Annotated in this window: 21 protein-coding genes and 1 pseudogene; 5 read left to right on the plus strand and 17 right to left on the minus strand. The window is 61.0% G+C overall.

Annotated features, from left to right (window positions below):
- Positions 1–40: 40 nt before the first annotated feature.
- From recG to exbB, 5 genes are all read right to left on the minus strand, one after another.
- Positions 41–2,116 (minus strand): ATP-dependent DNA helicase RecG, encoded by a 2,076-nt coding sequence (recG, locus tag ACM530_RS10615; RefSeq protein ID WP_119737210.1) that lies wholly within the window; start codon positions 2,114–2,116, stop codon positions 41–43.
- Positions 2,117–2,124: 8 nt separating this feature from the next.
- The gene (locus ACM530_RS10620; protein ID WP_015886540.1) at positions 2,125–3,045 is read right to left on the minus strand and encodes a hydrogen peroxide-inducible genes activator; all 921 of its coding nucleotides are present in this window, start codon (positions 3,043–3,045) and stop codon (positions 2,125–2,127) included.
- A 246-nt stretch (positions 3,046–3,291) separates the two neighbouring features.
- A complete protein-coding gene (locus ACM530_RS10625) occupies positions 3,292–4,041 on the minus strand; it encodes an energy transducer TonB family protein (protein ID WP_416364742.1) in 750 nt (249 codons plus the stop codon).
- On the minus strand, positions 4,038–4,463 hold the full coding sequence (gene exbD / locus ACM530_RS10630) for a TonB system transport protein ExbD (protein ID WP_003195519.1): 426 nt from the start codon (positions 4,461–4,463) through the stop codon (positions 4,038–4,040). Before exbD ends, ACM530_RS10625 begins: the two co-directional genes overlap by 4 nt.
- Before the next feature lie 6 nt (positions 4,464–4,469).
- Positions 4,470–5,450 (minus strand): tonB-system energizer ExbB, encoded by a 981-nt coding sequence (gene exbB / locus ACM530_RS10635; protein ID WP_242199566.1) that lies wholly within the window; start codon positions 5,448–5,450, stop codon positions 4,470–4,472.
- Between the two features lie 188 nt (positions 5,451–5,638).
- On the opposite strand from exbB, the gene ACM530_RS10640 reads away from it, so the two are divergent.
- On the plus strand, positions 5,639–6,496 hold the full coding sequence (locus ACM530_RS10640) for an SDR family oxidoreductase (protein WP_416364743.1): 858 nt from the start codon (positions 5,639–5,641) through the stop codon (positions 6,494–6,496).
- 33 nt (positions 6,497–6,529) lie between these two features.
- Here ACM530_RS10640 and ACM530_RS10645 read toward each other — a convergent pair whose 3' ends face one another.
- The 7 genes from ACM530_RS10645 to ACM530_RS10675 all read right to left on the minus strand — a co-directional run bounded on the left by ACM530_RS10645 (position 6,530) and on the right by ACM530_RS10675 (position 12,640).
- Entirely contained in the window at positions 6,530–7,267 is a 738-nt protein-coding gene (locus ACM530_RS10645; RefSeq protein WP_416364744.1) for a hypothetical protein, read from the minus strand.
- 77 nt (positions 7,268–7,344) lie between these two features.
- Positions 7,345–8,088, minus strand: a complete 744-nt coding sequence (locus ACM530_RS10650) for a hypothetical protein (RefSeq protein ID WP_124418757.1) — start codon at positions 8,086–8,088, stop codon at positions 7,345–7,347.
- A gap of 56 nt (positions 8,089–8,144) precedes the next feature.
- On the minus strand, positions 8,145–8,525 hold the full coding sequence (locus tag ACM530_RS10655; RefSeq protein ID WP_003176922.1) for a RidA family protein: 381 nt from the start codon (positions 8,523–8,525) through the stop codon (positions 8,145–8,147).
- 24 nt (positions 8,526–8,549) lie between these two features.
- A complete protein-coding gene (gene spoT, locus ACM530_RS10660; protein WP_083356111.1) occupies positions 8,550–10,655 on the minus strand; it encodes a bifunctional GTP diphosphokinase/guanosine-3',5'-bis pyrophosphate 3'-pyrophosphohydrolase in 2,106 nt (701 codons plus the stop codon).
- 60 nt (positions 10,656–10,715) lie between these two features.
- Positions 10,716–10,979, minus strand: coding sequence for a DNA-directed RNA polymerase subunit omega (rpoZ, locus tag ACM530_RS10665; protein ID WP_003176920.1), 264 nt, complete (start codon positions 10,977–10,979; stop codon positions 10,716–10,718).
- Positions 10,980–11,145: 166 nt separating this feature from the next.
- Positions 11,146–11,766 (minus strand): guanylate kinase, encoded by a 621-nt coding sequence (gene gmk / locus ACM530_RS10670; RefSeq protein ID WP_106575862.1) that lies wholly within the window; start codon positions 11,764–11,766, stop codon positions 11,146–11,148.
- 10 nt (positions 11,767–11,776) lie between these two features.
- A complete protein-coding gene (locus ACM530_RS10675; protein WP_416364745.1) occupies positions 11,777–12,640 on the minus strand; it encodes a YicC/YloC family endoribonuclease in 864 nt (287 codons plus the stop codon).
- Between the two features lie 217 nt (positions 12,641–12,857).
- On the opposite strand from ACM530_RS10675, the gene rph reads away from it, so the two are divergent.
- Both rph and ACM530_RS10685 read left to right on the plus strand, forming a co-directional pair.
- Entirely contained in the window at positions 12,858–13,580 is a 723-nt protein-coding gene (gene rph / locus ACM530_RS10680) for a ribonuclease PH (RefSeq protein ID WP_106575860.1), read from the plus strand.
- A gap of 22 nt (positions 13,581–13,602) precedes the next feature.
- The gene (locus ACM530_RS10685; RefSeq protein ID WP_145158149.1) at positions 13,603–13,971 is read left to right on the plus strand and encodes a DUF4870 domain-containing protein; all 369 of its coding nucleotides are present in this window, start codon (positions 13,603–13,605) and stop codon (positions 13,969–13,971) included.
- Between the two features lie 58 nt (positions 13,972–14,029).
- On the opposite strand, the gene ACM530_RS10690 is transcribed toward ACM530_RS10685, so the two are convergent.
- Positions 14,030–14,809 carry an exodeoxyribonuclease III gene (locus tag ACM530_RS10690; protein ID WP_321145361.1) on the minus strand — a complete coding sequence of 260 codons (780 nt, stop codon included), beginning with the start codon at positions 14,807–14,809 and terminating at the stop codon, positions 14,030–14,032.
- A gap of 82 nt (positions 14,810–14,891) precedes the next feature.
- Here ACM530_RS10690 and pyrE point away from each other — a divergent pair, with 82 nt between their 5' ends.
- Positions 14,892–15,536 (plus strand): orotate phosphoribosyltransferase, encoded by a 645-nt coding sequence (pyrE, locus tag ACM530_RS10695; protein ID WP_063033848.1) that lies wholly within the window; start codon positions 14,892–14,894, stop codon positions 15,534–15,536.
- Positions 15,537–15,738: 202 nt separating this feature from the next.
- On the opposite strand, the gene argB is transcribed toward pyrE, so the two are convergent.
- The 4 genes and pseudogenes from argB to coaBC all read right to left on the minus strand — a co-directional run bounded on the left by argB (position 15,739) and on the right by coaBC (position 19,995).
- A complete protein-coding gene (argB, locus tag ACM530_RS10700) occupies positions 15,739–16,644 on the minus strand; it encodes an acetylglutamate kinase (RefSeq protein WP_017735763.1) in 906 nt (301 codons plus the stop codon).
- Between the two features lie 19 nt (positions 16,645–16,663).
- Positions 16,664–18,085: pseudogene (locus ACM530_RS10705) on the minus strand (phosphomannomutase/phosphoglucomutase); the annotation flags it as partial.
- 240 nt (positions 18,086–18,325) lie between these two features.
- Positions 18,326–18,781, minus strand: a complete 456-nt coding sequence (gene dut / locus ACM530_RS10710; RefSeq protein WP_106575855.1) for a dUTP diphosphatase — start codon at positions 18,779–18,781, stop codon at positions 18,326–18,328.
- A gap of 5 nt (positions 18,782–18,786) precedes the next feature.
- Positions 18,787–19,995 (minus strand): bifunctional phosphopantothenoylcysteine decarboxylase/phosphopantothenate--cysteine ligase CoaBC, encoded by a 1,209-nt coding sequence (gene coaBC / locus ACM530_RS10715; protein ID WP_416364746.1) that lies wholly within the window; start codon positions 19,993–19,995, stop codon positions 18,787–18,789.
- 143 nt (positions 19,996–20,138) lie between these two features.
- Between coaBC and radC the strand changes: the two genes are divergently transcribed.
- Complete coding sequence (gene radC / locus ACM530_RS10720) at positions 20,139–20,813, plus strand: RadC family protein (RefSeq protein WP_119737230.1); 675 nt, start codon at positions 20,139–20,141, stop codon at positions 20,811–20,813.
- Positions 20,814–20,838: the final 25 nt, after the last annotated feature.

Consider the following 20,838-nt stretch of genomic DNA (forward strand, 5'->3'; position numbering starts at 1 on the left):
CAGCTTGATACAACTGTTGGTTGGATAAGTGAGTCAGGCGTCACACTTGGCCGTATTGCTGCCCATGCCGTAGCCAGCGATCAAGCAACGGGCTGACGTGATCCGGCCAGCGTTCGAGCAGCGCTTGCGCCGCATCACGCACGGCGGGTAGCAGGTCAGCGTCGCGCATCAGGTCGGCGACCTTGAATTGCAGCAGGCCGGTCTGGCGGGTGCCGAGCATTTCACCGGGGCCACGCAGCTCGAGGTCTTTTTCGGCGATGACAAAGCCGTCGTTGGTTTCGCGCATGATGCCCAGGCGCTGACGACCGATCTGTGACAACGGTGGATGGTAGAGCAGCACGCAATGGCTGGCAGCGCTGCCCCGTCCGACGCGGCCGCGTAATTGGTGCAATTGGGCCAGGCCCAGGCGCTCGGGGTTTTCGATGATCATCAAGCTGGCGTTGGGCACGTCCACACCCACTTCGATCACCGTGGTGGCCACCAGCAATTGCAGGTTGCCCGCTTTGAATTCGGCCATCACCGCAGCTTTTTCCGCAGGCTTCATGCGGCCGTGGATCAGCCCGACCTTGAGTTCGCCCAGGGCACTGGTGAGGTCTTCATAGGTGGTTTCGGCGGCCTGGCAGGTCAGCTCCTCGGACTCTTCGATCAGCGTGCATACCCAGTACGCCTGACGGCCTTCGGCGCAGGCACCGCGTACGCGCTCGATCACTTCCACGCGGCGGGTGTCGGTGACCAGCACGGTATTGACCGGGGTACGGCCGGGCGGCAGTTCGTCGAGGATCGAGGTGTCGAGGTCGGCGTAGGCGCTCATGGCCAGGGTGCGTGGGATCGGTGTTGCGGTCATGATCAACTGGTGCGGACTCATGCGCCCGCCCACGCCTTTTTGGCGCAGGGCCAGGCGCTGCTGCACGCCGAAGCGGTGCTGTTCGTCGATGATCACCAGCGCAAGGTTTTTGAACTTCACTTCGTCCTGGAACAGCGCATGGGTACCCACCACCATCGGTGCGCCATTGGCGATCTGTTCCAGCGCCGCCGCGCGCACTTTGCCCTTGAGTTTGCCGGCCAGCCACGCCACTTCCAGGCCCAGCGGCTCGAGCCAGCGCTTGAAGGTTATGAAGTGCTGCTCGGCGAGAATCTCGGTGGGCGCCATCAGCGCCACTTGGTAACCAGCTTCCAGTGCCTGCAAGGCGGCGAGGGCGGCGACCACGGTCTTGCCAGCGCCCACGTCACCCTGGATCAGGCGCAGCATCGGTTCTTTCTGACTGAGGTCGTAGGCGATTTCATTGCCAACCCGTTGCTGGGCCCCGGTTGGCGCGAAGCCCAGGTTCGCCAGGTATTGCGCAGGCAAGCGCGTGGCCTTGGGCATCGCTGGCGCGCGCAGGGAGCGCATGCTTTCGCGCAGGCGCTGCTGGGACAGCTGGTGAGTCAGCAGCTCTTCAAAGGCCAGGCGATGTTGCGCCCAGTGATGACCCAGGGCCAGCTCGTCGACATCGGCATCGGCGGGCGGGTGGTGCAGATAGCGGATGGCATCGTCCAGCGGCGCCAGTTGGTAATCGCGGGCCAGTTCCACCGGCAGCCAGTCAGGCAGGCTTTTGGGGCCGAGCATGGTCAGGGTCTGCATGCACAGTTGGCGCAGGCGTTGTTGGGTCAGGCCTTCGGTCAGCGGGTAGATCGGCGTGAGGGTGGTATCCACCGGCGGCGGTTCGTCGCCGGTAATGGCGCGGTATTCGGGGTGGTAAATTTCCAGGCCCGACGCGCCAGGCCGTGCCTCGCCGTAGCAACGCACGCGGGTACCGCGCTTGAGGCCTTCCTTCTGGGCGTTGCTGAAATGGTAGAAGCGCAGGCTGAGGCCACCAGTACCGTCCTGCAGGCGTACGACCAGGCTGCGGCGCTTGCCCATCACCACATCCGCGCCACTGACGGTGCCTTCGACCACCGCGTCCTGCCCTGGGCGCAAATGGCCGATAGGCACGACGCGCGTGCGGTCCTGATAACGCAGGGGCAAGTGGAACAGCACGTCCTGGAGGTTCTCCAGGCCGACCTTGGCCAATTTCTCGGCCATGGCTTCACCAACACCCTTGAGTGCGGTGACCGACACGTGCGACAGCTCAGTCATACCCAGGCTTAGCTCGCAGCAGGCGGCTTGGCCACCGAGCACAGACGGATCGAGTCGGCGAGGATCTCAATGGCTTTCGGGCGTGGGAAGCTGGCGCGCCAGGCGATCGCCACGGTGCGGAATGGCACCGGCGGCGTGAGTGGGCGCACTTCGATCACACCGGGGGCGTAGTGATGACTGTCCACTGCTGAGAGCGGCAAGATCGAAATGCCTAGGCCGGACGCGACCATGTGGCGGATGGTTTCCAGCGAGCTGGATTCCACGGTGGTGTGCTTGGCGCCGTCGTTGCCTTTGGTCAGGGTCGGGCAGGCTTCGAGTACCTGGTCGCGGAAGCAGTGGCCTTCGCCGAGCAGCAACAGGCTCTTGTCGTTGAGCAGGCCGGCGTCGATGGTGTCTTTTTGCGTCCACGGGTGGGAGGCCGGCATCAACACGTAGAACGGCTCGTCGTAGAGCGGCAAGGTCAACACGTCCGCTTCGTTGAACGGCAGGGCGATGATGATCGCGTCCAGCTCGCCGTTGCGCAGTTTGTCGCGCAGCACGTGGGTGAAGTTTTCTTCGATATACAGCGGCATCTGCGGCGCGACGCGGTGCAGTTGCGGAATCAAATGCGGGAACAGGTACGGGCCAACGGTGTAGATGGCGCCGACTTTCAGCGGTGCAGTCAGCTGGTTTTTGCCGGCCTGGGCCAGCTCGCGAATGCTTTGGGCTTGTTCCAGCACCTTTTGGGCCTGGGCGACAATGCCTTCGCCCACTGGCGTGAGGCGTACAGCGCTCTTGCTGCGCTCGAAAATCAGCACACCGAGTTCGTCTTCAAGCTTTTTCACACCCACCGACAGCGTCGGCTGGCTGACATGGCAACGCTCGGCCGCGTGGCCGAAGTGCTGCTCTTGGGCGAGGGTCACGATGTAGCGTAATTCTGTAAGAGTCATAGCGGGCGTCCATGAGGTTGCGAGCCAAGCATACCGGCTGCAATCGATAGACGCACGTTATCAGAACTTTGCTGGGGATTGAGCGGGGAGTGGCTCGGATTTAACTGAAAAATGGATTTTTAGCGGCAACAAACAAAATGTGGGAGCGCACTGGCTCGCGAATGTGCGGTGTCAGTGACGAATGTATCGACTGACACTGCGCTTTCGCGAGCAAGCCCGCTCCCACATTGGCCCGCTTCGCAATCCTTAGCGGCGACGCTTCTCGATGTTGTAAACAAACGGCGCGACGATCTCGACGCTGCCGCCTTTCAACATGTCGGCCGGTGGCTTGGGCAATGGCTGGGCACGACGAATCATGTCCAGGGTCGCGCGGTCCAGGTCGGCGTTGCCGGAGCGGCCCACCAACTCGTAGGACAGCACATTGCCTTCGGCATCGACCACGAAGCGCAGGCGGTTAAGCCCCTCTTTGCCACGCTGTTGAGCGCCTGGCGGGTATTTCTTGTACTTCTGCAAGTGCGCCAGCAGGGTGCCTTCCCAGGACGCTTTTGCTGCTACCTGGGCTGGCGACGGGCCGGGCACGGGTTGAGCGGATTTTTCAGCCGGCGCATTGGTCGGTGGGGTTTCGCTCGGCGGCTCTTCGGAAGGCTTCTCCTTGGGCGGCTCGGGCTTTTTCTCCACAGGCTTGGGCGGCTGGGGTTTGGGCTTGGGCTTGACCGGCTTGGGCACCTGGATCGTTGGCTTGGGCGCCTCGGCCATTTTCGGCAAAGGCAGCTCTTCCACTGGAGCCGGCGGCTGTGGCGGCGTGACCACCTTTGGCGGCGCGGGAGGCGGTGGTGCCGGCATCGGCGCCAGGTCGATGACCATGGCGGCCGGTGGCAGCGTCACCTGATGCGGCGCGGACCATTGAAGCGCGATGATGATCGCGACGGCATGCACGCCCAGCACGATGGCGAGGCTGGTGCCATAACGCGTCAGTTTGTGGCGCGTCGTGATCATTTCTTGGCTGCCGTCTCAAGTCCGACCAGGCCTACCTTGAGGTAGCCGGCTGCCCGCAGGGCATCCATCACGCTCATCAGGTCGCCGTAGTCCACGCCCTTGTCGGCCTGGAAGAAGATCGTCGTGTCTTTCTTGCCTTGGGTCTTGGCGTCGAGCACCGGGCCCAGGGTTTCAGCTTTGACTTCTTCTTCGCCCAGGAACAGGCGTTGGTCCGCCTTGACGCTGAGGAAGATCGGCTTCTCCGGACGCGGCGCAGGCTTGGCGCTGGAGGCCGGCAGATCGACCTTGATGTCCACGGTGGCCAACGGTGCCGCCACCATGAAGATGATCAGCAGCACCAGCATCACGTCAATAAACGGCGTGACGTTGATTTCGTGGTTCTCGACGAGTTCATCGTCGCCTTGATTCAAATGCAGGCCCATGGCCGATTACCCCACTTTCACCATGTGCGGTTGCGAGCTGCGCTCGGTAGGGGCGTGATCGAGGTCGCGGCTGACCAGCAGCAGGACTTCTGCCGACGCGTCCGATACCTGAGCCTTGTAGCCGGCAATCGAACGGGCGAAGACGTTGTAGATCACCACTGCAGGAATTGCGGCAACCAGGCCCAATGCGGTTGCCAGCAGGGCTTCGGCGATGCCTGGGGCAACGACGGCGAGGTTGGTGGTCTGGGTTTTGGCGATGCCGATGAAGCTGTTCATGATGCCCCACACGGTACCGAACAGACCGACGAACGGTGCGGTGGAACCGATAGTGGCCAGCACGCCGGTGCCGCTGCTCATGTTACGACCGCAGGCCGCCACCAGGCGCTCGAGGCGGAAGCTGACGCGTTCCTTGATGCCTTCTTTTTCGCGGGTGTTGACCGACAGGCGCATTTCTTCCAGCGCGTCGTGGACCAGCAGGTTGGCCAGGGTGCCCTTTTTGGTAGCGGTGTCGCTGGCTTCCTTGAGGGTGGTGGCTTTTTTCAGGTGGACGATTTCAGTGCGCAGACGACGCTTGGCGCCCAGCAGCTCGAAGCCCTTGGCGATCCAGATGGTCCAGGTAATGATCGAGGCGATGGCCAGGCCGATCATGACGGCTTTTACCACCACGTCAGCGTTCTGGTACATGCCCCACGGGGACAGGTCATGGGCCATGCCCAGGCTGTTGTCTTCTTCCAGTACAACACCGGAGTCGTCGGCAGGCGCAGGGGCTGCGGCCTGGGCCGGGTCGGTGGCCACAGGTGCTGCGGCAGGTGCTGCCGGCGTGGCTGCATTCTGCTGGGCCGCGGCCGGAGTGGCTGGGGCGGTCGCGTCAGCGAATGCGGCGGTCGGTGCCAGCAGAACGCTGAACAGCAGCGCAGCAATCGCACGCCAGGCGCGAGATGGGCTGAGAGGCTTGGTTGGCGAAGCGGGGTTTGTATTACGTGTCATGCTGGCCGGACCTGAGAGAAAAAATGAGTGATCGTCCTGCCAGACCCTGATGGGTCGAGGACAAATGGGCGGTTATTATTGCAAGTAATTCTTGTTAACAAAAGTAATACAGTTACTTAATTTGTCCTTTTACTGGCCGCTGGTCATCTTCGGCGGCTAATCTGCGCCTTTAAGAATGGAGTTTTGTGATGTCTGCGCCTTCTGTTGTGATTGCCGGTTGCGGCGATGTGGGTAGTCGGCTGGCTAGCCAATTGCTGGCCTCGGAATGGGAGGTTCATGGCCTGCGACGTGATATTTCACGCCTTCCAGAGGGTGTCATCGGCATCGCCGGTGACCTGTTCAAAAAGGATTGCCCTGACACTTGGCCAATCGGCGCAGTGGATTACCTGGTGTATTGCGCCGCTGCCACCGACCACGATGAGGCCGGCTATCGCGCGGCGTACGTGCAAGGGTTGCAGCATGTGTTGGAGTGGCTGAACGACTACGGCCAGGAGCCCAAGCATTTGCTGTTTGTGTCGAGCAGCAGTGTGTACGGCCAGCAGAAGGGTGAGTGGGTCGACGAAACGTCCGACACTCAAGCGAAGGGGTATTCCGGCCAAGTCATGCTGGAAGCTGAGCAAGTGGCGCTCAATAGTGGCATTCCGGCGAGCATTGTGCGGTTGACCGGTATCTATGGGCCCGGCCGTGAATGGCTGCTGACCCAAGTGCGCCAAGGCTATCGCGTGGCGGTTGATCCACCTTTATATGGCAACCGGATTCACGCGGATGACGCTGCCGGATTGCTGGCCTTCCTGCTGCGGCATGTGGAGCAGGGCGGTTCGCTGGATAGCATTTACATCGGCGTTGACGATGCGCCCGCGCCCTTGGCAGAAGTGGTGGGTTGGTTGCGCGACTACCTGGGCGTGACCGAATGGGCTGACGACGCCAGTGTGCGCCGCGCCGGCAGCAAGCGATGCAGCAATGCCCGAGCCAAGGCGTTGGGTTGGGTGCCGACCTACCCGACTTATCGCGAAGGGTATGCGGCGATCCTTGAAGGTAAGTGCTAGATGTGAAAAAGGAGCCGTGAGGCTCCTTTTTTGTTACTGCTTTTCCAGCAGCCATTGGCGTGGCCCTGGGCTGAGCTGGGGGATTTCGTCTGGCTGGGAAAGGTTGATCGCCTGCAGAATTTCCAACTGTTTGCCGTAGCGCACGAAAATCCAGTCCTCGCCGACAGCATCTTTACCCAGATAGACGACGTCATTGCCGGCACCTTGAGTGGCGCAATCGCCTCCCAGGCACAGTTCGTAGTGGTCATTATTGCCCAGGCCGGACACGCCGCCGTCGGCGCTGAACCTCACAAGGTTGCCTGTGCCTTGGCCTTCAATAATTTTCCACTGACCGCCCATGTAGGCTGAGTTCAGGGCTTGCCTGAACGTTGTGCCCCACTTGGCACCTGCGGCAGCGGGTTGGGTGGGGCGGCTAAACGTTTGGCCTGCGTGAATCTTGCTGGTCTGTTGGACCAGTTGCTCGCCGTTCAATTGCAATTCGTCGCTGCCATGGCCGTTGTAATCCACCGACCAAATGCCAGGCGCTTTCGGCAGCAGCTGGCCTTCACCCACCTCGAACGCAGTGCTCAATTGCGCTTTGCCGATACGGGTGTCGATGTTCCATTCCAGGTTCATGCCGTTGGCGTCCAGGGCTTTAAGCAGCGGCCGCCCCTGGGCGGCGGTATCGATGGCGGCCTGGTTGATCCATAGCCCGCTGATGTCCGCGGTTTGCTGCTGCATGTGTGTGCAGCCGCCCAGCAGGATCAGGCTGATGAGGAGTAGCGTGTGCATGGAGTGGCCCGTCTGCCGGTGAAAAAACCATGGCGCAGACTAAAGAAAAAGGAGCCGGTGGGCTCCTTTGTTCTGTATCACTGTTTTTCCAACAACCACTGCCGTGGCCCCGGCGTAAACGAAGGCACTTCATCGGCCTGCGCAGTGTTCACGGCCTGGAAGATTTCCAGCTGCTTGCCCTTGCGCGCGAAGATCCACGGGTTGCCCTGGCCGTTGAGTTGCAGCCAGATACTGTCGTAGCCGCCGCTCATTGAGGCGCAGTCACCCGCCAGGCACAGCGAGTACCGATCGACACCGGGCAAACCGGCGACTTTGCCGTCAGCCTGGAACTGCACCGTGGCGCCGTCGCCGTTCCCGTCGGTGATCTTCCAGTCGCCACCCATATAGGCGGCATACAGGGCGCGCTCGAAGTTGGCGCCCAGTGGCGCGCCTTCGGGGGCTGGGTCATTGGCACGGGCGAACAGCTGCTCAGGCTCGTTGTCGTTGGCCACTTGCAGCAGTTGTTTGCCTTTGCGCTTGAGTTCGGTGGCGGAGCTGCCGTAGAAATCGACGCTCCAGGCGCCGGGTTTTTCACTGAGCAGCTTGCCTTCGGCGACTTCAAAACCGTTGTAGTAACGCGCCTGCGAAGCCTTGGTGTTGACCTCCCATTCGAGGTTCGGACCATAGGTTTGCAGCGCTTCACGCAAAGGACCGCCCTTGGCTGCCGCGTTGATGGCGGCCTGGTTGATCCAGGTGCCGCTCACATCCAGGTCGGCGGGGTTGCTGGCGCAGCCGCCGAGCAATAAGGCGAGCAACGAAGAGGCTACAAGCGCTTTGCGCATCACGAAATCCTTCTGAAACGAAGTCGGCGCAGCCTGTGGAGGCTGCGCCGGGTGTTTTACTCGATGACCAGAATCGCGTCCATCTCAACCTGTGCGCCCTTTGGCAGGGCGGCAACGCCGATAGCGGCGCGGGCTGGGTACGGCTGTTCGAAGTACTTGCCCATGATCTCGTTGACCTTGGCGAAGTGGCTCAGGTCAGTGAGGAAGATGTTCAGCTTGACGATGTCTTTGAACGAACCACCAGCGGCTTCAGCCACCGACTTGAGGTTTTCGAAGACCTGGACGGTTTGTGCTTCAAAGCCTTCAACCAGCTCCATGGTCTTTGGGTCCAGTGGAATCTGGCCGGACATGTAGACAGTGTTGCCCGCCTTGATCGCCTGGGAGTAAGTGCCAATGGCAGCAGGGGCTTTGTCGCTGGTGATAACAGTCTTGGTCATGAGTGACTCCTTGTAAGAGATCGGCTATGCGCGCATGCGGGTGATACGAATCACCCCGGTCAGGGCGCGCAGTTTCTTGATCACGCGGGCCAGGTGCACGCGGTCGTGCACGCTGACCACCAGCTGGACCACGCTGATGCGGCCATCGCGCTCATCCATGCTGATTTTCTCGATATTGCCGTCGGCCGCATTGACGCTGCTGGCCAGCAGGGCGATCAGGCCGCGCTGATGCTCCAGTTCAACGCGCAGCTCGACGTTGAATTCGCCGGTGACGTCCTTGGCCCACGAGAGCTGAATGCATTTCTCGGGGTTGTGGCGGATTTCAGTGATATTGCGGCAGTTGTCCAGGTGCACGACCATGCCTTTACCAGCCGACAAGTGGCCGACAATCGGGTCGCCCGGGATCGGCGTGCAGCACTTGGCGTAGCTGAGCACCAGGCCTTCCGTGCCGCGAATCGCCAGCGGGCCTTCGGGGCTTGGCAGCTGTTCGCCTTCGCCGAGCAAGCGCCGGGCGACCACATACGCCATGCGGTTGCCCAGGCCGATGTCTTCCAGCAGGTCTTCGATGGTTTCCTGGCGATACTCGTGGAGCATCGCTTGCACGCGCTCGGCCGGGATTTTCTCCAGGGCGCTGTCGAAACCATTGAGCACCTTGTTCAGCAGGCGTTCGCCGAGGCTGATGGACTCGGAGCGGCGTTGCAATTTGAGCGCGTGGCGAATGTGTGTGCGCGCTTTACCGGTGACCACGAAGTTGAGCCAGGCCGGGTTCGGGCGCGCGCCGGGTGCGCTGACGATCTCGACCGTGGAGCCGCTTTGCAGCGGCTCGGACAGCGGCGCGAGACGACGGTTGATCCGGCAGGCAATGCAGCTGTTGCCCACGTCGGTGTGTACCGCGTAGGCAAAGTCGACCGCCGTGGAGCCTTTGGGCAGCTCCATGATCCGGCCTTTGGGCGTGAACACGTAGACCTCGTCCGGGAACAGGTCGATCTTCACGCTTTCGATAAATTCCAGGGAGTTGCCGGCACGTTGCTGCATTTCCAGCACGCCTTTGACCCACTGGCGGGCGCGGGCATGCGTGCCTTTTGGCTGCTCGTCGCCGCTGGACTTGTACAGCCAATGCGCGGCGATGCCGTTGTTGGCCATCTCTTCCATTTCCCGCGTACGGATCTGGATCTCGATCGGCACCCCGTGCATACCGAACAGCGTGGTATGCAGCGACTGATAGCCGTTGGCCTTGGGAATGGCGATGTAATCCTTGAAGCGGCCTGGCAGGGGTTTGTACAAATTATGTACAGCGCCCAGCACGCGGTAGCAGGTGTCGACCTTGTCGACGATGATCCGGAACGCGTACACGTCCATGATCTCGTTGAAGGCCCGACGCTTGCCGCGCATTTTTTTGTAGATGCCGTAGATGTGTTTCTGCCGGCCGCTGACTTCGCCTTCAATCTCGTCGATCGCCAGGCAATGGCTCAGCGACTCTTCGATCTTGTTGACGATTTCCTTGCGGTTGCCCCGGGCGCGTTTGACCGCCTGATAGATGCGCGCAGAGCGCATCGGGTGCATGGCCTTGAAGCCGAGGTCTTCGAATTCGATGCGGATGGCATGCATGCCCAGCCGGTTGGCGATGGGCGCATAGATTTCCAGGGTTTCCTTGGCGATGCGCCGGCGTTTTTCGCCGGACAGCACTTCCAGCGTGCGCATGTTGTGCAGCCGGTCGGCCAGCTTCACCAGGATGACTCGAATGTCTCGGGCCATGGCCATGGCCATCTTCTGGAAGTTTTCCGCCTGGGCTTCGGCCTTGGTTTCGAAGTTCATCTGGGTCAGTTTGCTGACCCCATCGACCAGTTCGGCCACGGTTTCGCCAAATTGCGCACTGAGCGCTTCCTTGGCGATGCCGGTGTCTTCGATCACGTCATGCAGCATCGCCGCCATCAGGCTCTGATGGTCCATGTGCATGTCGGCAAGAATATTGGCCACGGCAAGAGGATGCGTGACATACGCCTCACCACTGCGGCGGCGTTGGCCGTCGTGTGCTTGTTCGGCGTAGAAATACGCTCGGCGGACCAGGTTGACCTGGTCTGGGCCGAGGTAGGTCGATAAGCGATCGGCGAGGGCGTCTATGCTCGGCAAAGTGTTAACTCCTGCCGTTGGCTGTGACCCCGCGCCGTGCTACGTCGACCAGGCATAGGCTTAGACGGCCTCGTTGGACTCGTCCTCGAACGCTGCAAACAGCGGTTCGTCTTCAACGATTTCAGCGTTGGCGATGAACTCGTAGCTCATCAGGCCTTCAGCGATTTCACGCAGGGCTACAACGGTAGGCTTGTCGTTTTCCCACTGGACCAGAGGCTCTTTGCCGCCAGTGGCCAGTTGACGGGCACGCTTGGTAGAGAGCATGACCAGCTCAAAGCGGTTATCCACGTGTTCTAGGCAGTCTTCAACGGTTACGCGGGCCATGGTATTCCTCGGAGCGAATGCAAGATGCGCGCTGCCCGGCTGGGCGAGCGGACTGAACAGTTTAAAAAATCACCAGCGTTTAGGGAAGCGCTGATTTTCCCGCGGCCTCGCAAAACGGCTACAAGTGCCAATGTAAAGCCCTTGCAGCGGTTTTGGGAAGGGCCAATCAGCCAAGCAGTTCGGCGAGTAATTTGCCGAAACGCTGCTGTTGGCGTTTTTGCTGGAGCTGATTGGCGCGGAAAATCGCCTTCAAATCGTCCAGGGCGCTGGCGAAATCGTCATTGATGATCAGGTAGTCGTAGTCGACGTAGTGGCTCATTTCGCTGACGGCTTCACGCATGCGGCCTTCGATGATCTCGTCACTGTCCTGGCCACGGTTGGTCAGGCGCTGGTGCAAGGCTTCGAGCGACGGCGGCAGGATAAAGATCGAACGCGCCTTCGGCATCAGTTGGCGCACTTGCTCGGCACCCTGCCAGTCGATTTCCAGGATCAGGTCGTGGCCTTCGTCCAGAGTCTGCTGCAGGTGGCTTTGCGAGGTGCCGTAGAGGTTGCCGAACACTTCGGCGCGCTCCAGGAAGTCGCCGTGCTCGATCATCTTGACGAACTCGGTGCGCTCGACGAAGTGGTAGTGCACGCCGTTCACTTCGCCCGGGCGCATGGCGCGGGTGGTGTGCGAGACCGAGATGCGGATCTGCTCGTCAGCGTCGGTCAAAGCCTTGACCAGGCTGCTCTTGCCCGCGCCCGAAGGGGCGGAAATGATGTAAAGGGTGCCGGTGCTGTGGGTCATGGAAGTTGCCTTACTCAATATTCTGTACTTGTTCGCGCATCTGCTCGATCAACACTTTGAGGTTGACCGCAGCTTGTGTGCTGCGCGGATCAAACGCTTTGGAGCCCAGTGTATTGGCTTCGCGGTTGAGTTCCTGCATCAGGAAGTCCAGGCGCCGACCAGCGGCGCCGGCAGACTTGAGCACGCGGCGCACTTCGAGGATGTGGGTGCTCAGGCGGTCGAGCTCTTCGGCCACGTCACTTTTCTGCGCCAGCAGCACCATTTCCTGTTCCAGGCGCGTCGGGTCGAGGTCGGCCTTCATGTCGGTGAACCGGTCCAGAACCTTCTGGCGCTGGGTGGCGAGCATCTGCGGCACCAACTCGCGCAGGGTGACCACGTCTTCCTCGATCGCGCTCAGGCGCTCGCTGATCAGGCGCGCCAGTTCGGCGCCCTCACGCTCGCGGCCAGCCTTGAGCTCCTGCAAACCCTGGTTGAACAGGGCGAGGGCTTCGGCATTAAGGGCCTGCGGGTCGGTGGCGTCGGCCACCAGTACGCCGGGCCAGGCCAGCACTTCCAGCGGGTTCAGTGCGGCGGGTTGCTTGATCAGGCCGGCGATGGTTTCAGCCGCGGCGACCAGTTGCGCGGCGCGGTCGCGGTCGATCTGCAGCGGCTTGCCGGTGGTTTCTTCGGTAAAACGCAGGGTGCATTCCAGCTTGCCGCGGGAAATGCCCTGGCGCAGCGCTTCACGCACGGCGCCTTCGAGGTCGCGGAAGGATTCCGGCAGACGCAGGTGCGGCTCCAGGTAACGGCTGTTGACCGAGCGCAGTTCCCAGCTCAGGGTGCCTTGGACGCCGGCTTTTTCGACGCGGGCGAAGGCGGTCATGCTGTGAACCATGGAGGTACCTCGCGATGCAGTCCCGCAAATACGGGCTGATGGGTAAATTGAAGCCGACAGGCTGAGAAGGCGCAGGATTGTAGCGCAGTGAGGCGAACGCGCCCAAACAATGGGCGCCAGGCCCGCCATTCGTAACCGAATTTTTTAGAAGTGCCCCGAATCGGCTGGCGGCTCTATAATGCTCGGCAGTTTTTCGTCCTCCGTACAGGTATCCCCTATGAAACGTCCAAGTGGTCGCGCTGCCGATCAGCTCCGCTCGATCCGCATCACCCGCAACTACACCAAACACGCCGAGGGATCTGTACTGGTCGAGTTTGGCGATACCAAGGTGATCTGCACCGTCAGCGTCGAAAACGGCGTGCCGCGCTTCCTCAAGGGCCAGGGTCAGGGTTGGTTGACCGCCGAGTACGGCATGCTGCCGCGCGCCACCGGCGAGCGTAACCAGCGTGAGGCCAGCCGTGGCAAGCAAGGCGGCCGCACCCTGGAAATCCAGCGCCTGATCGGCCGTTCGCTGCGCGCAGCGCTGGATATGTCCAAGCTGGGCGACGTGACCCTGTACGTCGATTGCGACGTGATCCAGGCTGACGGCGGCACCCGCACTGCCTCCATCACCGGCGCCATGGTGGCCTTGGTTGATGCGCTGAAAGTGATCAAGAAGCGTGGCGGCCTGAAAGCAGGCGACCCGCTCAAGCAGATGATTGCTGCCGTGTCGGTCGGCATGTACCAAGGCGAGCCTGTATTGGACCTGGACTACCTGGAAGACTCGGCTGCCGAGACCGACCTGAACGTGGTAATGACCAGCAGCGGTGGTTTCATCGAAGTGCAGGGCACCGCCGAAGGCGCGCCATTCCAGCCGGCCGACCTGAACGCCATGCTGGCCCTGGCCCAGAAAGGCATGACCGAAATCTTCGAACTGCAGAACGCCGCACTGGCTGACTGAAACGGCCGCAAGGAGCAACGCCATGAGTGACCACCAACTGCCTGTGCCCACGCCTCCTTACGAAGTGCGTCAGGGCGCGATGTTGTGTCACCTTGCGGCGTTCTTGGGGTTTGTGTTTCCCTTCGGCAGTGTCGTCGGGCCGCTGATCCTGTGGCAGATGAAGAAGGAAGTGGACCCGTTCATTGATGATCAGGGCAAGGAGGCCTTGAACTTCCAGATCACCGTGGCCATTGCCTGGCTGGTTTGCATCGTGCTGGCTTTTGCGGTGATTGGCTTTTTCCTGATGACTGCCCTGGCGATCGCCACGGTGGTGCTGACGATCATTGGCGCAATCAAAGCCAGCAAGGGGATTGCCTATCGCTATCCCTTTACCTGGCGATTGGTCAAATAGTGAGCGCCCACAAAAAAACCGACAGCGATGTCGGTTTTTTTGTGCCTGGAAAAAGACCTTAGATGGTCAATGTCCAGTCGTAGTCCACGATCAGCGGCGCGTGCTGCGAGAAGCGTGGCTGACGCGGCAGGCGTGCGCTGCGAACAAAGCGGCGAAGCCCCGGGGTCAGCAGCTGGTAGTCGAAACGCCAGCCCAGGTTAAGCATCTCGGCCTGTTCGTTATCCGGCCACCAGCTGTACTGGTCGCCTTCGCGGCTGACTTCGCGCAGGGCGTCAACATAGCCCATGTTGCCGATAATCTCGTCCATCCAGGCCCGTTCCGGCGCCAGGAAGCCCGGGGATTGCTGGCTGTCGCGCCAGTTCTTGATATCCAGCTTCTGTTGCGCCACGTACAGCGAGCCACAGTAAATGTACTCGCGACGTTTGCGTCGCTGTTTATCCAGATAACGGGCGAAATCGTCCATTAGCTTGAACTTCTGGTTCAAGTCTTCATCGCCGTTCTGCCCCGAAGGGAGCAGCAAGGTCGCGATGCTGACCTTGTCGAAATCGGCTTGCAGGTAGCGCCCGTAGCGGTCGGCTGTCTCGAAGCCGAGGCCGCTGATGACCGCCTTGGGTTGCAACCGCGAGTACAAAGCCACGCCACCTTGGGTGGGCACTTCGGCATCGCAGGCATAAAGGAAGTAGCCATCCAGTTGGAAGGCTGGGTCGTCCAGTTCAAAGGCGGAGGCGCGGGTGTCCTGCAGGCAGATGACGTCGGCATTCTGTGCTTGCAGCCAACTGAGCAAACCACGCTCGACTGCAGCCTGAATACCATTGACGTTCACACTGATGATCCGCATAAATGGCCCCAAAAATCGCGTGCGTGTATGATACACGCCGTCTACCTAATTAGCTAAATCCGTGGTATCTGAGGCTTTTTTCATGCAGGCGTATCAACGCGATTTCATTCGTTTTGCCATCGATCGCGGCGTTTTGCGCTTCGGTGAGTTCACTCTGAAGTCCGGGCGCACCAGCCCGTACTTCTTCAATGCAGGCTTGTTCAACTCGGGTTCGGCCCTGGCTCAGCTGGGTCGTTTCTACGCGGCAGCCATCGTTGAAAGCGGCATTTCCTTCGATGTTTTGTTTGGTCCAGCCTACAAGGGCATCCCGCTGGCGGCCGCGACTGCCGTGGCGTTGGCTGAGCATCACGGGCTGGATCTGCCGTGGTGCTTCAACCGTAAAGAGGCCAAGGCACATGGCGAAGGCGGTAGCCTGGTTGGGGCTCCGCTCAAGGGCGACGTGCTGATCATCGACGACGTGATCACCGCCGGTACCGCCATCCGTGAAGTGATGCAGATCATCGCGTCCCAAGATGGCGCCAAGGCCGCGGGCGTGCTGATCGCGCTGAACCGTCAGGAGCGCGGCAACGGTGAGTTGTCGGCCATTCAGGAAGTGGAACGTGATTTCGGCATTCCGGTGGTGAGCATTGTGTCGCTGAACCAGGTGTTGCAGTTCCTAGAAGACGATCCGCAGCTCAAGCAGCATTTGCCGGCCGTTAAGGCTTATCGCGAGCAATTTGGTGTCTGACACTGATTCTCTGTGTGAGAGAGCTTGTGTGGGAGCGGGCTTGCTCGCGAAGGCGGTGTGTCATTTACTGAATATGTTTCTGACCCACCGCATTCGCGAGCAAGCCCGCTCCCACAGGGGATCTCCATTTGCAGCAGATTCCGTGGACACAAAAAAAGGCCTCGCTCAATTCGATTGAGCGGGGCCTTTTTGTTTCTAGTGCTTAAGGACGCTTGCGATTACTGATCAGCGTGCCCACACCGGTATCGGTGAAGATTTCCAGCAGGATTGCATTTGGCACGCGGCCATCCAGGATCAGCGAGCTGCCGACGCCGCCTTGCACGGCTTCCAGCGCGCAACGGATCTTCGGCAGCATGCCGCCGTAGATGGTGCCGTCGGCGATCAACTCGTCCACCTGCTGGGTGGTCAAGCCCGTCAGCACCTTGCCTTCCTTGTCCATCAGGCCGGCAATGTTGGTCAGCAGCATCAGCTTCTCAGCCTTCAGCGCTTCGGCCACTTTGCCGGCTACCAGGTCGGCGTTGATGTTGTACGACTCACCGTTGGCGCCCACGCCGATTGGCGCGATCACCGGGATGAAGTCGCCTTTGACCAGCAGGTTCAACAGGTCGGTGTTGATGCCGATCACTTCACCTACCTGGCCGATGTCGATGATTTCCGGCTGGGTCATCTCCGGCGTCTGACGGGTAACGGTCAGTTTTTTCGCGCGGATCAGCTCCGCGTCCTTGCCGGTCAGGCCGATGGCGCTGCCGCCATGACGGTTGATCAGGTTGACGATGTCTTTGTTGACCTGGCCACCGAGGACCATCTCCACCACGTCCATGGTCTGCGCGTCAGTGACGCGCATGCCATCAATGAAGTGACTCTCGATCGACAAGCGCTTGAGCAGGTCGCCGATTTGCGGGCCGCCACCGTGCACCACCACCGGGTTGATCCCGACAGCTTTCATCAACACGATGTCGCGGGCAAAGCCGGTTTTCAGCTCTTCACTTTCCATGGCATTGCCGCCGTACTTGATCACCAGCGTCTTGCCGACGTAGCGTCGAATGTAAGGCAACGCTTCGGACAGGACCTTGGCAGTATTGGCAGCGGCTTCGCGTTCGAGGGTCATTCAGGGCTCCGGTAAAAAATCAGAACGGTAATTGGAGATCAGGGGCAACACGTTTCAACTGGGCGTGGAACACGTCCTTGATGCGCTGCAACTCAGCCTCGGTATCCGCCTCGAAACGCAGGACCAGCACCGGTGTGGTGTTGGACGCGCGAACCAGGCCCCAGCCTTTGGCGTAATCGACTCGCACACCATCAATGGTGGTCAGGTTGGCGCCTTCACCCCATTGCGCATCGTGCAGTGCGTCAATGATGCTGAATTTGCTCTCCTCGGTCACATGGATATTGATCTCTGGCGTAGAAATATCATTCGGGAAGGTCTGAAACAGCTTCTGCGCCGTGGATTTTTCCTTGCTGAGGATCTCCAGCAGACGGGCGGCGCTGTAAATGCCGTCGTCGAACCCGAACCAGCGCTCTTTGAAGAACACATGGCCGCTCATTTCGCCGGCCAACAGCGCGCCGGTTTCCTTCATTTTCTTTTTGATCAACGAGTGGCCGGTCTTCCACATTAGTGGGCGACCGCCGTATTCCTTGATCAGTGGGGTGAGGCGGCGGGTGCACTTCACGTCGAAGATGATTTCGGCGTTGGGGTTACGGGCCACCACGTCGCGGGCAAACAGCATCAGCAGGCGGTCGGCGAACACGTTCTCGCCGGTGTTGGTCACCACGCCGACACGGTCGCCGTCACCGTCGAAGGCCAGGCCGACGTCGGCGCCGGTTTCCTTGACCTTGGCGATCAGGTCCACCAGGTTTTCAGGCTTGCCCGGGTCCGGGTGGTGGTTAGGGAAGTTGCCGTCAACGTCGCAGAACAACGGAATCACTTCGCAGTTCAGGGCTTCGAGCAGTTGCGGGGCAATCACGCCGGCCGCGCCGTTGCCGCAGTCCACCACCACTTTCAGGCGGCGGGCGAGTTTGACGTCGCCCGTGATCTGGTCAGAGTAGCGTTGAAGAATATCGACTTTGGTGATGCTGCCGGTGCCGGTGGTCAGATCGTTGGTCTTCAAGCGCTCGTGCAGCGCCTGAATCTGTTCGTTGGCGAGGGTGTCGCCGGCGATGACGATCTTGAAGCCGTTGTAGTCCGACGGATTATGGCTGCCGGTGAGCATAACGCCGGACTTGCCAGCCAGTACGTTGGCTGCGTAGTACAGCGCAGGGGTCGGCACCAGGCCCACATCGCTGACGTGGCAGCCGCTGTCGGCCAGGCCCTGGATCAGTTGCTCCACCAGCTCCGGGCCGGACAAGCGGCCATCGCGGCCTACCGATACATTGGGTTCGCCCTGGGCCAGGCTTTGGGAGCCGATGGCACGGCCGATCCAATAGGCGGTTTCGGCGGTCAGGGTCTTGGGCACGACGCCACGAATGTCGTAGGCGCGAAAGATGCTGTCGGGGAATGTCGGGGCTACTCGGGCTGCGGTACTCATCGCGGGGGGAAACTCCATCTGAAGGGGGCAAAGCTGGCCTTAAAGTGGCTGACCGGCAGGCTCAAACTGAAGGGTATGACGGCGTTTTCGGCAGAGAGTTCGTGGTGCAAAAGTGCCATCGGAGCTGGCACTCCGTGCTTATGGCTGCGTAATGTGTTGATTTCAATGATGAAATCTCGCTGATTAATTCCGCGCATTCTTCGTCCTGAAAAGCCTTGCGGTGGCATCGGGCCGGACAAAAGCGTCCGGCCTGATTCAGCTTAGTCAGTGGCTGCCGGAATGCCCAAAACCGCCTGCGCCGCGTTGAGTCTCATCGAACTCCTGAACCAGTTCGAAGTGCGCCTGCACCACCGGCACCAGCACCAGTTGCGCGATACGCTCGCCAACAGCAATGTTGAAGGCGGTCTGGCCGCGGTTCCAGCACGACACCATCAACTCGCCCTGGTAGTCGGAGTCGATCAGGCCGACCAGGTTGCCCAGCACAATGCCGTGTTTGTGGCCCAGGCCGGAGCGCGGCAGGATCAATGCCGCCAGGCCGGGGTCGCCAACGTAAATCGACAGGCCGGTAGGGATCAGGAGGGTCTGGCCGGGTTCAAGAACAGTGTCTTGCTTGAGCATGGCGCGCAGGTCCAACCCGGCGGAGCCTGGGGTGGCGTAGGCCGGCAGTGGGAATTCGTTGCCGATGCGTGGGTCGAGAATCTTGGCTTGCAAAGCGTGCATGTCAATTAAACCTGGTTCAGCCGTTGGGCGATAAATGAGATCAGTTGGCGGGCAATCTTGCCTTTGCTGGTCTGGGCGAAAACGGTGGCGTGCAACTCGCTGTCGATCACGCTGATGGCATTTTCCTCGCTGTTGAAGCCGATGCTCGGGTTGGCGACATCATTGGCAACGATCAGGTCGAGGTTTTTGTCTTTCAATTTGCGTGCTGCGTAGTCCAGCAGGTGCTCGGTTTCGGCGGCAAAGCCGACGCTGAAAGGGCGGTCCGCACGCGTGGCGATGGTTGCCAGGATGTCGGGGTTGCGCACCATTTGCAGGAGCAGGCCGTCGCTGCTTGTAGGGTCTTTCTTAAGCTTTTGCGGGGCTACGACTTCCGGGCGGTAGTCTGCAACCGCTGCCGAGGCAATAAACAGGTCGCAGGGAATGGCTGCCTCGCAGGCCGCCAGCATGTCCCGGGCGCTGACTACGTCGATTCGCGTGACCCGATCAGGCGTCGGCAAATGCACCGGGCCGGTGATCAAGGTGACACGTGCGCCTGCCTCAACCGCCGCTTCGGCCAAGGCAAAGCCCATTTTTCCTGAGCTATGGTTGGTGATGTAGCGCACCGGGTCGATGTTTTCCTGAGTCGGGCCGGCGGTGATCAGCACGTGTTTGCCGGTGAGGGCCAGGTGCTGGAAACACTCGGCGGCGCACAGCGCCAGGTCGGTGGCTTCGAGCATGCGGCCCATGCCGACGTCGCCGCATGCCTGGCTGCCGGATGCCGGGCCGAACACCTTGAGGCCTCGGCTTTGCAGGAGCTGGGTGTTGGCTTGGGTCGCCGGGTCGCGCCACATGGCCTGGTTCATGGCCGGGGCGATGGCGACGGTGGCGTCGGTGGCCAGCACCAGGGTGGTCAGCAGGTCATCGGCGATGCCTTGGGCCAGGCGGGCGATCAAGTCGGCGGTTGCCGGGGCGATCAGTACCAGATCGGCCCATTTGGCCAGCTCGATATGGCCCATCGCGGCTTCGGCCGCCGGGTCCAGCAGGTCCAGATGAACCGGGTGGCCGGACAGGGCTTGCATGGTCAGCGGGGTGATGAACTCGCTGCCGCCGCGGGTCATGACTACGCGCACTTCGGCGCCCTGGTCCAGAAGCCTGCGAACCAGCTCTGCGCTCTTGTAGGCGGCAATGCCGCCGCCGACGCCGAGAACGATGCGTTTCCGATACAGACGCTGCATTGGTTTGCCTTTCCAGTTCAGTGATGCCAGTTCAGTGACGCCTGCGATCCCCCCTCCCCAGGAGAAATCGCACGCAAAAAAGAGGGCTTAAGATAACACAGCGTCCGCCGGGCAACAGCGGCGCACATGCACACGGAGGTGGGATGAGTATTCGCGATTGGCCTGTGGCGGAACGTCCGCGGGAGAAGCTTTTGGAATGGGGCGCGGCAACGTTGTCGGACGCCGAACTGCTGGCGATCTTCCTGCGCACCGGGGTGTCGGGCAGAAGCGCGGTCGACCTGGCGCGGCATTTATTGGCGCAATTTGGTGGGCTTCGCCCGCTGTTGGAGGCCAACCAGACGCTGTTCAGCCAGCATTTGGGGTTAGGGCCGGCAAAGTTTGCCCAGTTGCAGGCCGTGCTGGAGATGTCCCGGCGGCACATGGCCGAGCGCCTGCGCGCGGACTCGGTGCTGGAAAGCCCGCTGGCCGTGCGTGATTACCTCAAGGCGCTGCTGCGCCATGAACCCCACGAGATCTTTGGCTGCCTGTTTCTCGACTCGAAGCACCGCGTTCTTGGCTTTGAGGCGCTGTCCCAGGGCACCATCGACACTGCCATTGTTTACCCGCGGCAAGTGGTCAAGCGTGCGTTGGCGTACAACGCTGCAGCGCTGATTCTGTGTCACAACCATCCTTCGGGGAGTGTCGAGCCGAGTGCGGCTGATCGAAAATTGACCAAGTTGCTGCAAAAGGCGTTGGAGGTGGTGGATGTGCGGGTGCTGGATCACATCATCGTCGGCGATGGTGATCCATTGTCGATGGCGGAATACGGGTGGATGTAGCCCCGCCCACAAGGGCGGGGCAGGT

This window comes from Pseudomonas sp. NFX183, from assembly GCF_047943075.1.
Lineage (GTDB): Bacteria > Pseudomonadota > Gammaproteobacteria > Pseudomonadales > Pseudomonadaceae > Aquipseudomonas.

Excerpts from the sequence above, each read along its gene's own strand:
- recG (WP_119737210.1), bottom strand. The coding sequence starts at position 2,116 with ATGACTGAGCTGTCGCACGTGTCGGTCACCGCACTCAAGGGTGTTGGT.
- ACM530_RS10620 (WP_015886540.1), bottom strand. The coding sequence starts at position 3,045 with ATGACTCTTACAGAATTACGCTACATCGTGACCCTCGCCCAAGAGCAG.
- ACM530_RS10625 (WP_416364742.1), bottom strand. The coding sequence starts at position 4,041 with ATGATCACGACGCGCCACAAACTGACGCGTTATGGCACCAGCCTCGCC.
- exbD (WP_003195519.1), bottom strand. The coding sequence starts at position 4,463 with ATGGGCCTGCATTTGAATCAAGGCGACGATGAACTCGTCGAGAACCAC.
- exbB (WP_242199566.1), bottom strand. The coding sequence starts at position 5,450 with ATGACACGTAATACAAACCCCGCTTCGCCAACCAAGCCTCTCAGCCCA.
- ACM530_RS10640 (WP_416364743.1), top strand. The coding sequence starts at position 5,639 with ATGTCTGCGCCTTCTGTTGTGATTGCCGGTTGCGGCGATGTGGGTAGT.
- ACM530_RS10645 (WP_416364744.1), bottom strand. The coding sequence starts at position 7,267 with ATGCACACGCTACTCCTCATCAGCCTGATCCTGCTGGGCGGCTGCACA.
- ACM530_RS10650 (WP_124418757.1), bottom strand. The coding sequence starts at position 8,088 with ATGCGCAAAGCGCTTGTAGCCTCTTCGTTGCTCGCCTTATTGCTCGGC.
- ACM530_RS10655 (WP_003176922.1), bottom strand. The coding sequence starts at position 8,525 with ATGACCAAGACTGTTATCACCAGCGACAAAGCCCCTGCTGCCATTGGC.
- rpoZ (WP_003176920.1), bottom strand. The coding sequence starts at position 10,979 with ATGGCCCGCGTAACCGTTGAAGACTGCCTAGAACACGTGGATAACCGC.
- gmk (WP_106575862.1), bottom strand. The coding sequence starts at position 11,766 with ATGACCCACAGCACCGGCACCCTTTACATCATTTCCGCCCCTTCGGGC.
- ACM530_RS10675 (WP_416364745.1), bottom strand. The coding sequence starts at position 12,640 with ATGGTTCACAGCATGACCGCCTTCGCCCGCGTCGAAAAAGCCGGCGTC.
- rph (WP_106575860.1), top strand. The coding sequence starts at position 12,858 with ATGAAACGTCCAAGTGGTCGCGCTGCCGATCAGCTCCGCTCGATCCGC.
- ACM530_RS10685 (WP_145158149.1), top strand. The coding sequence starts at position 13,603 with ATGAGTGACCACCAACTGCCTGTGCCCACGCCTCCTTACGAAGTGCGT.
- ACM530_RS10690 (WP_321145361.1), bottom strand. The coding sequence starts at position 14,809 with ATGCGGATCATCAGTGTGAACGTCAATGGTATTCAGGCTGCAGTCGAG.
- pyrE (WP_063033848.1), top strand. The coding sequence starts at position 14,892 with ATGCAGGCGTATCAACGCGATTTCATTCGTTTTGCCATCGATCGCGGC.
- argB (WP_017735763.1), bottom strand. The coding sequence starts at position 16,644 with ATGACCCTCGAACGCGAAGCCGCTGCCAATACTGCCAAGGTCCTGTCC.
- dut (WP_106575855.1), bottom strand. The coding sequence starts at position 18,781 with ATGCACGCTTTGCAAGCCAAGATTCTCGACCCACGCATCGGCAACGAA.
- coaBC (WP_416364746.1), bottom strand. The coding sequence starts at position 19,995 with ATGCAGCGTCTGTATCGGAAACGCATCGTTCTCGGCGTCGGCGGCGGC.
- radC (WP_119737230.1), top strand. The coding sequence starts at position 20,139 with ATGAGTATTCGCGATTGGCCTGTGGCGGAACGTCCGCGGGAGAAGCTT.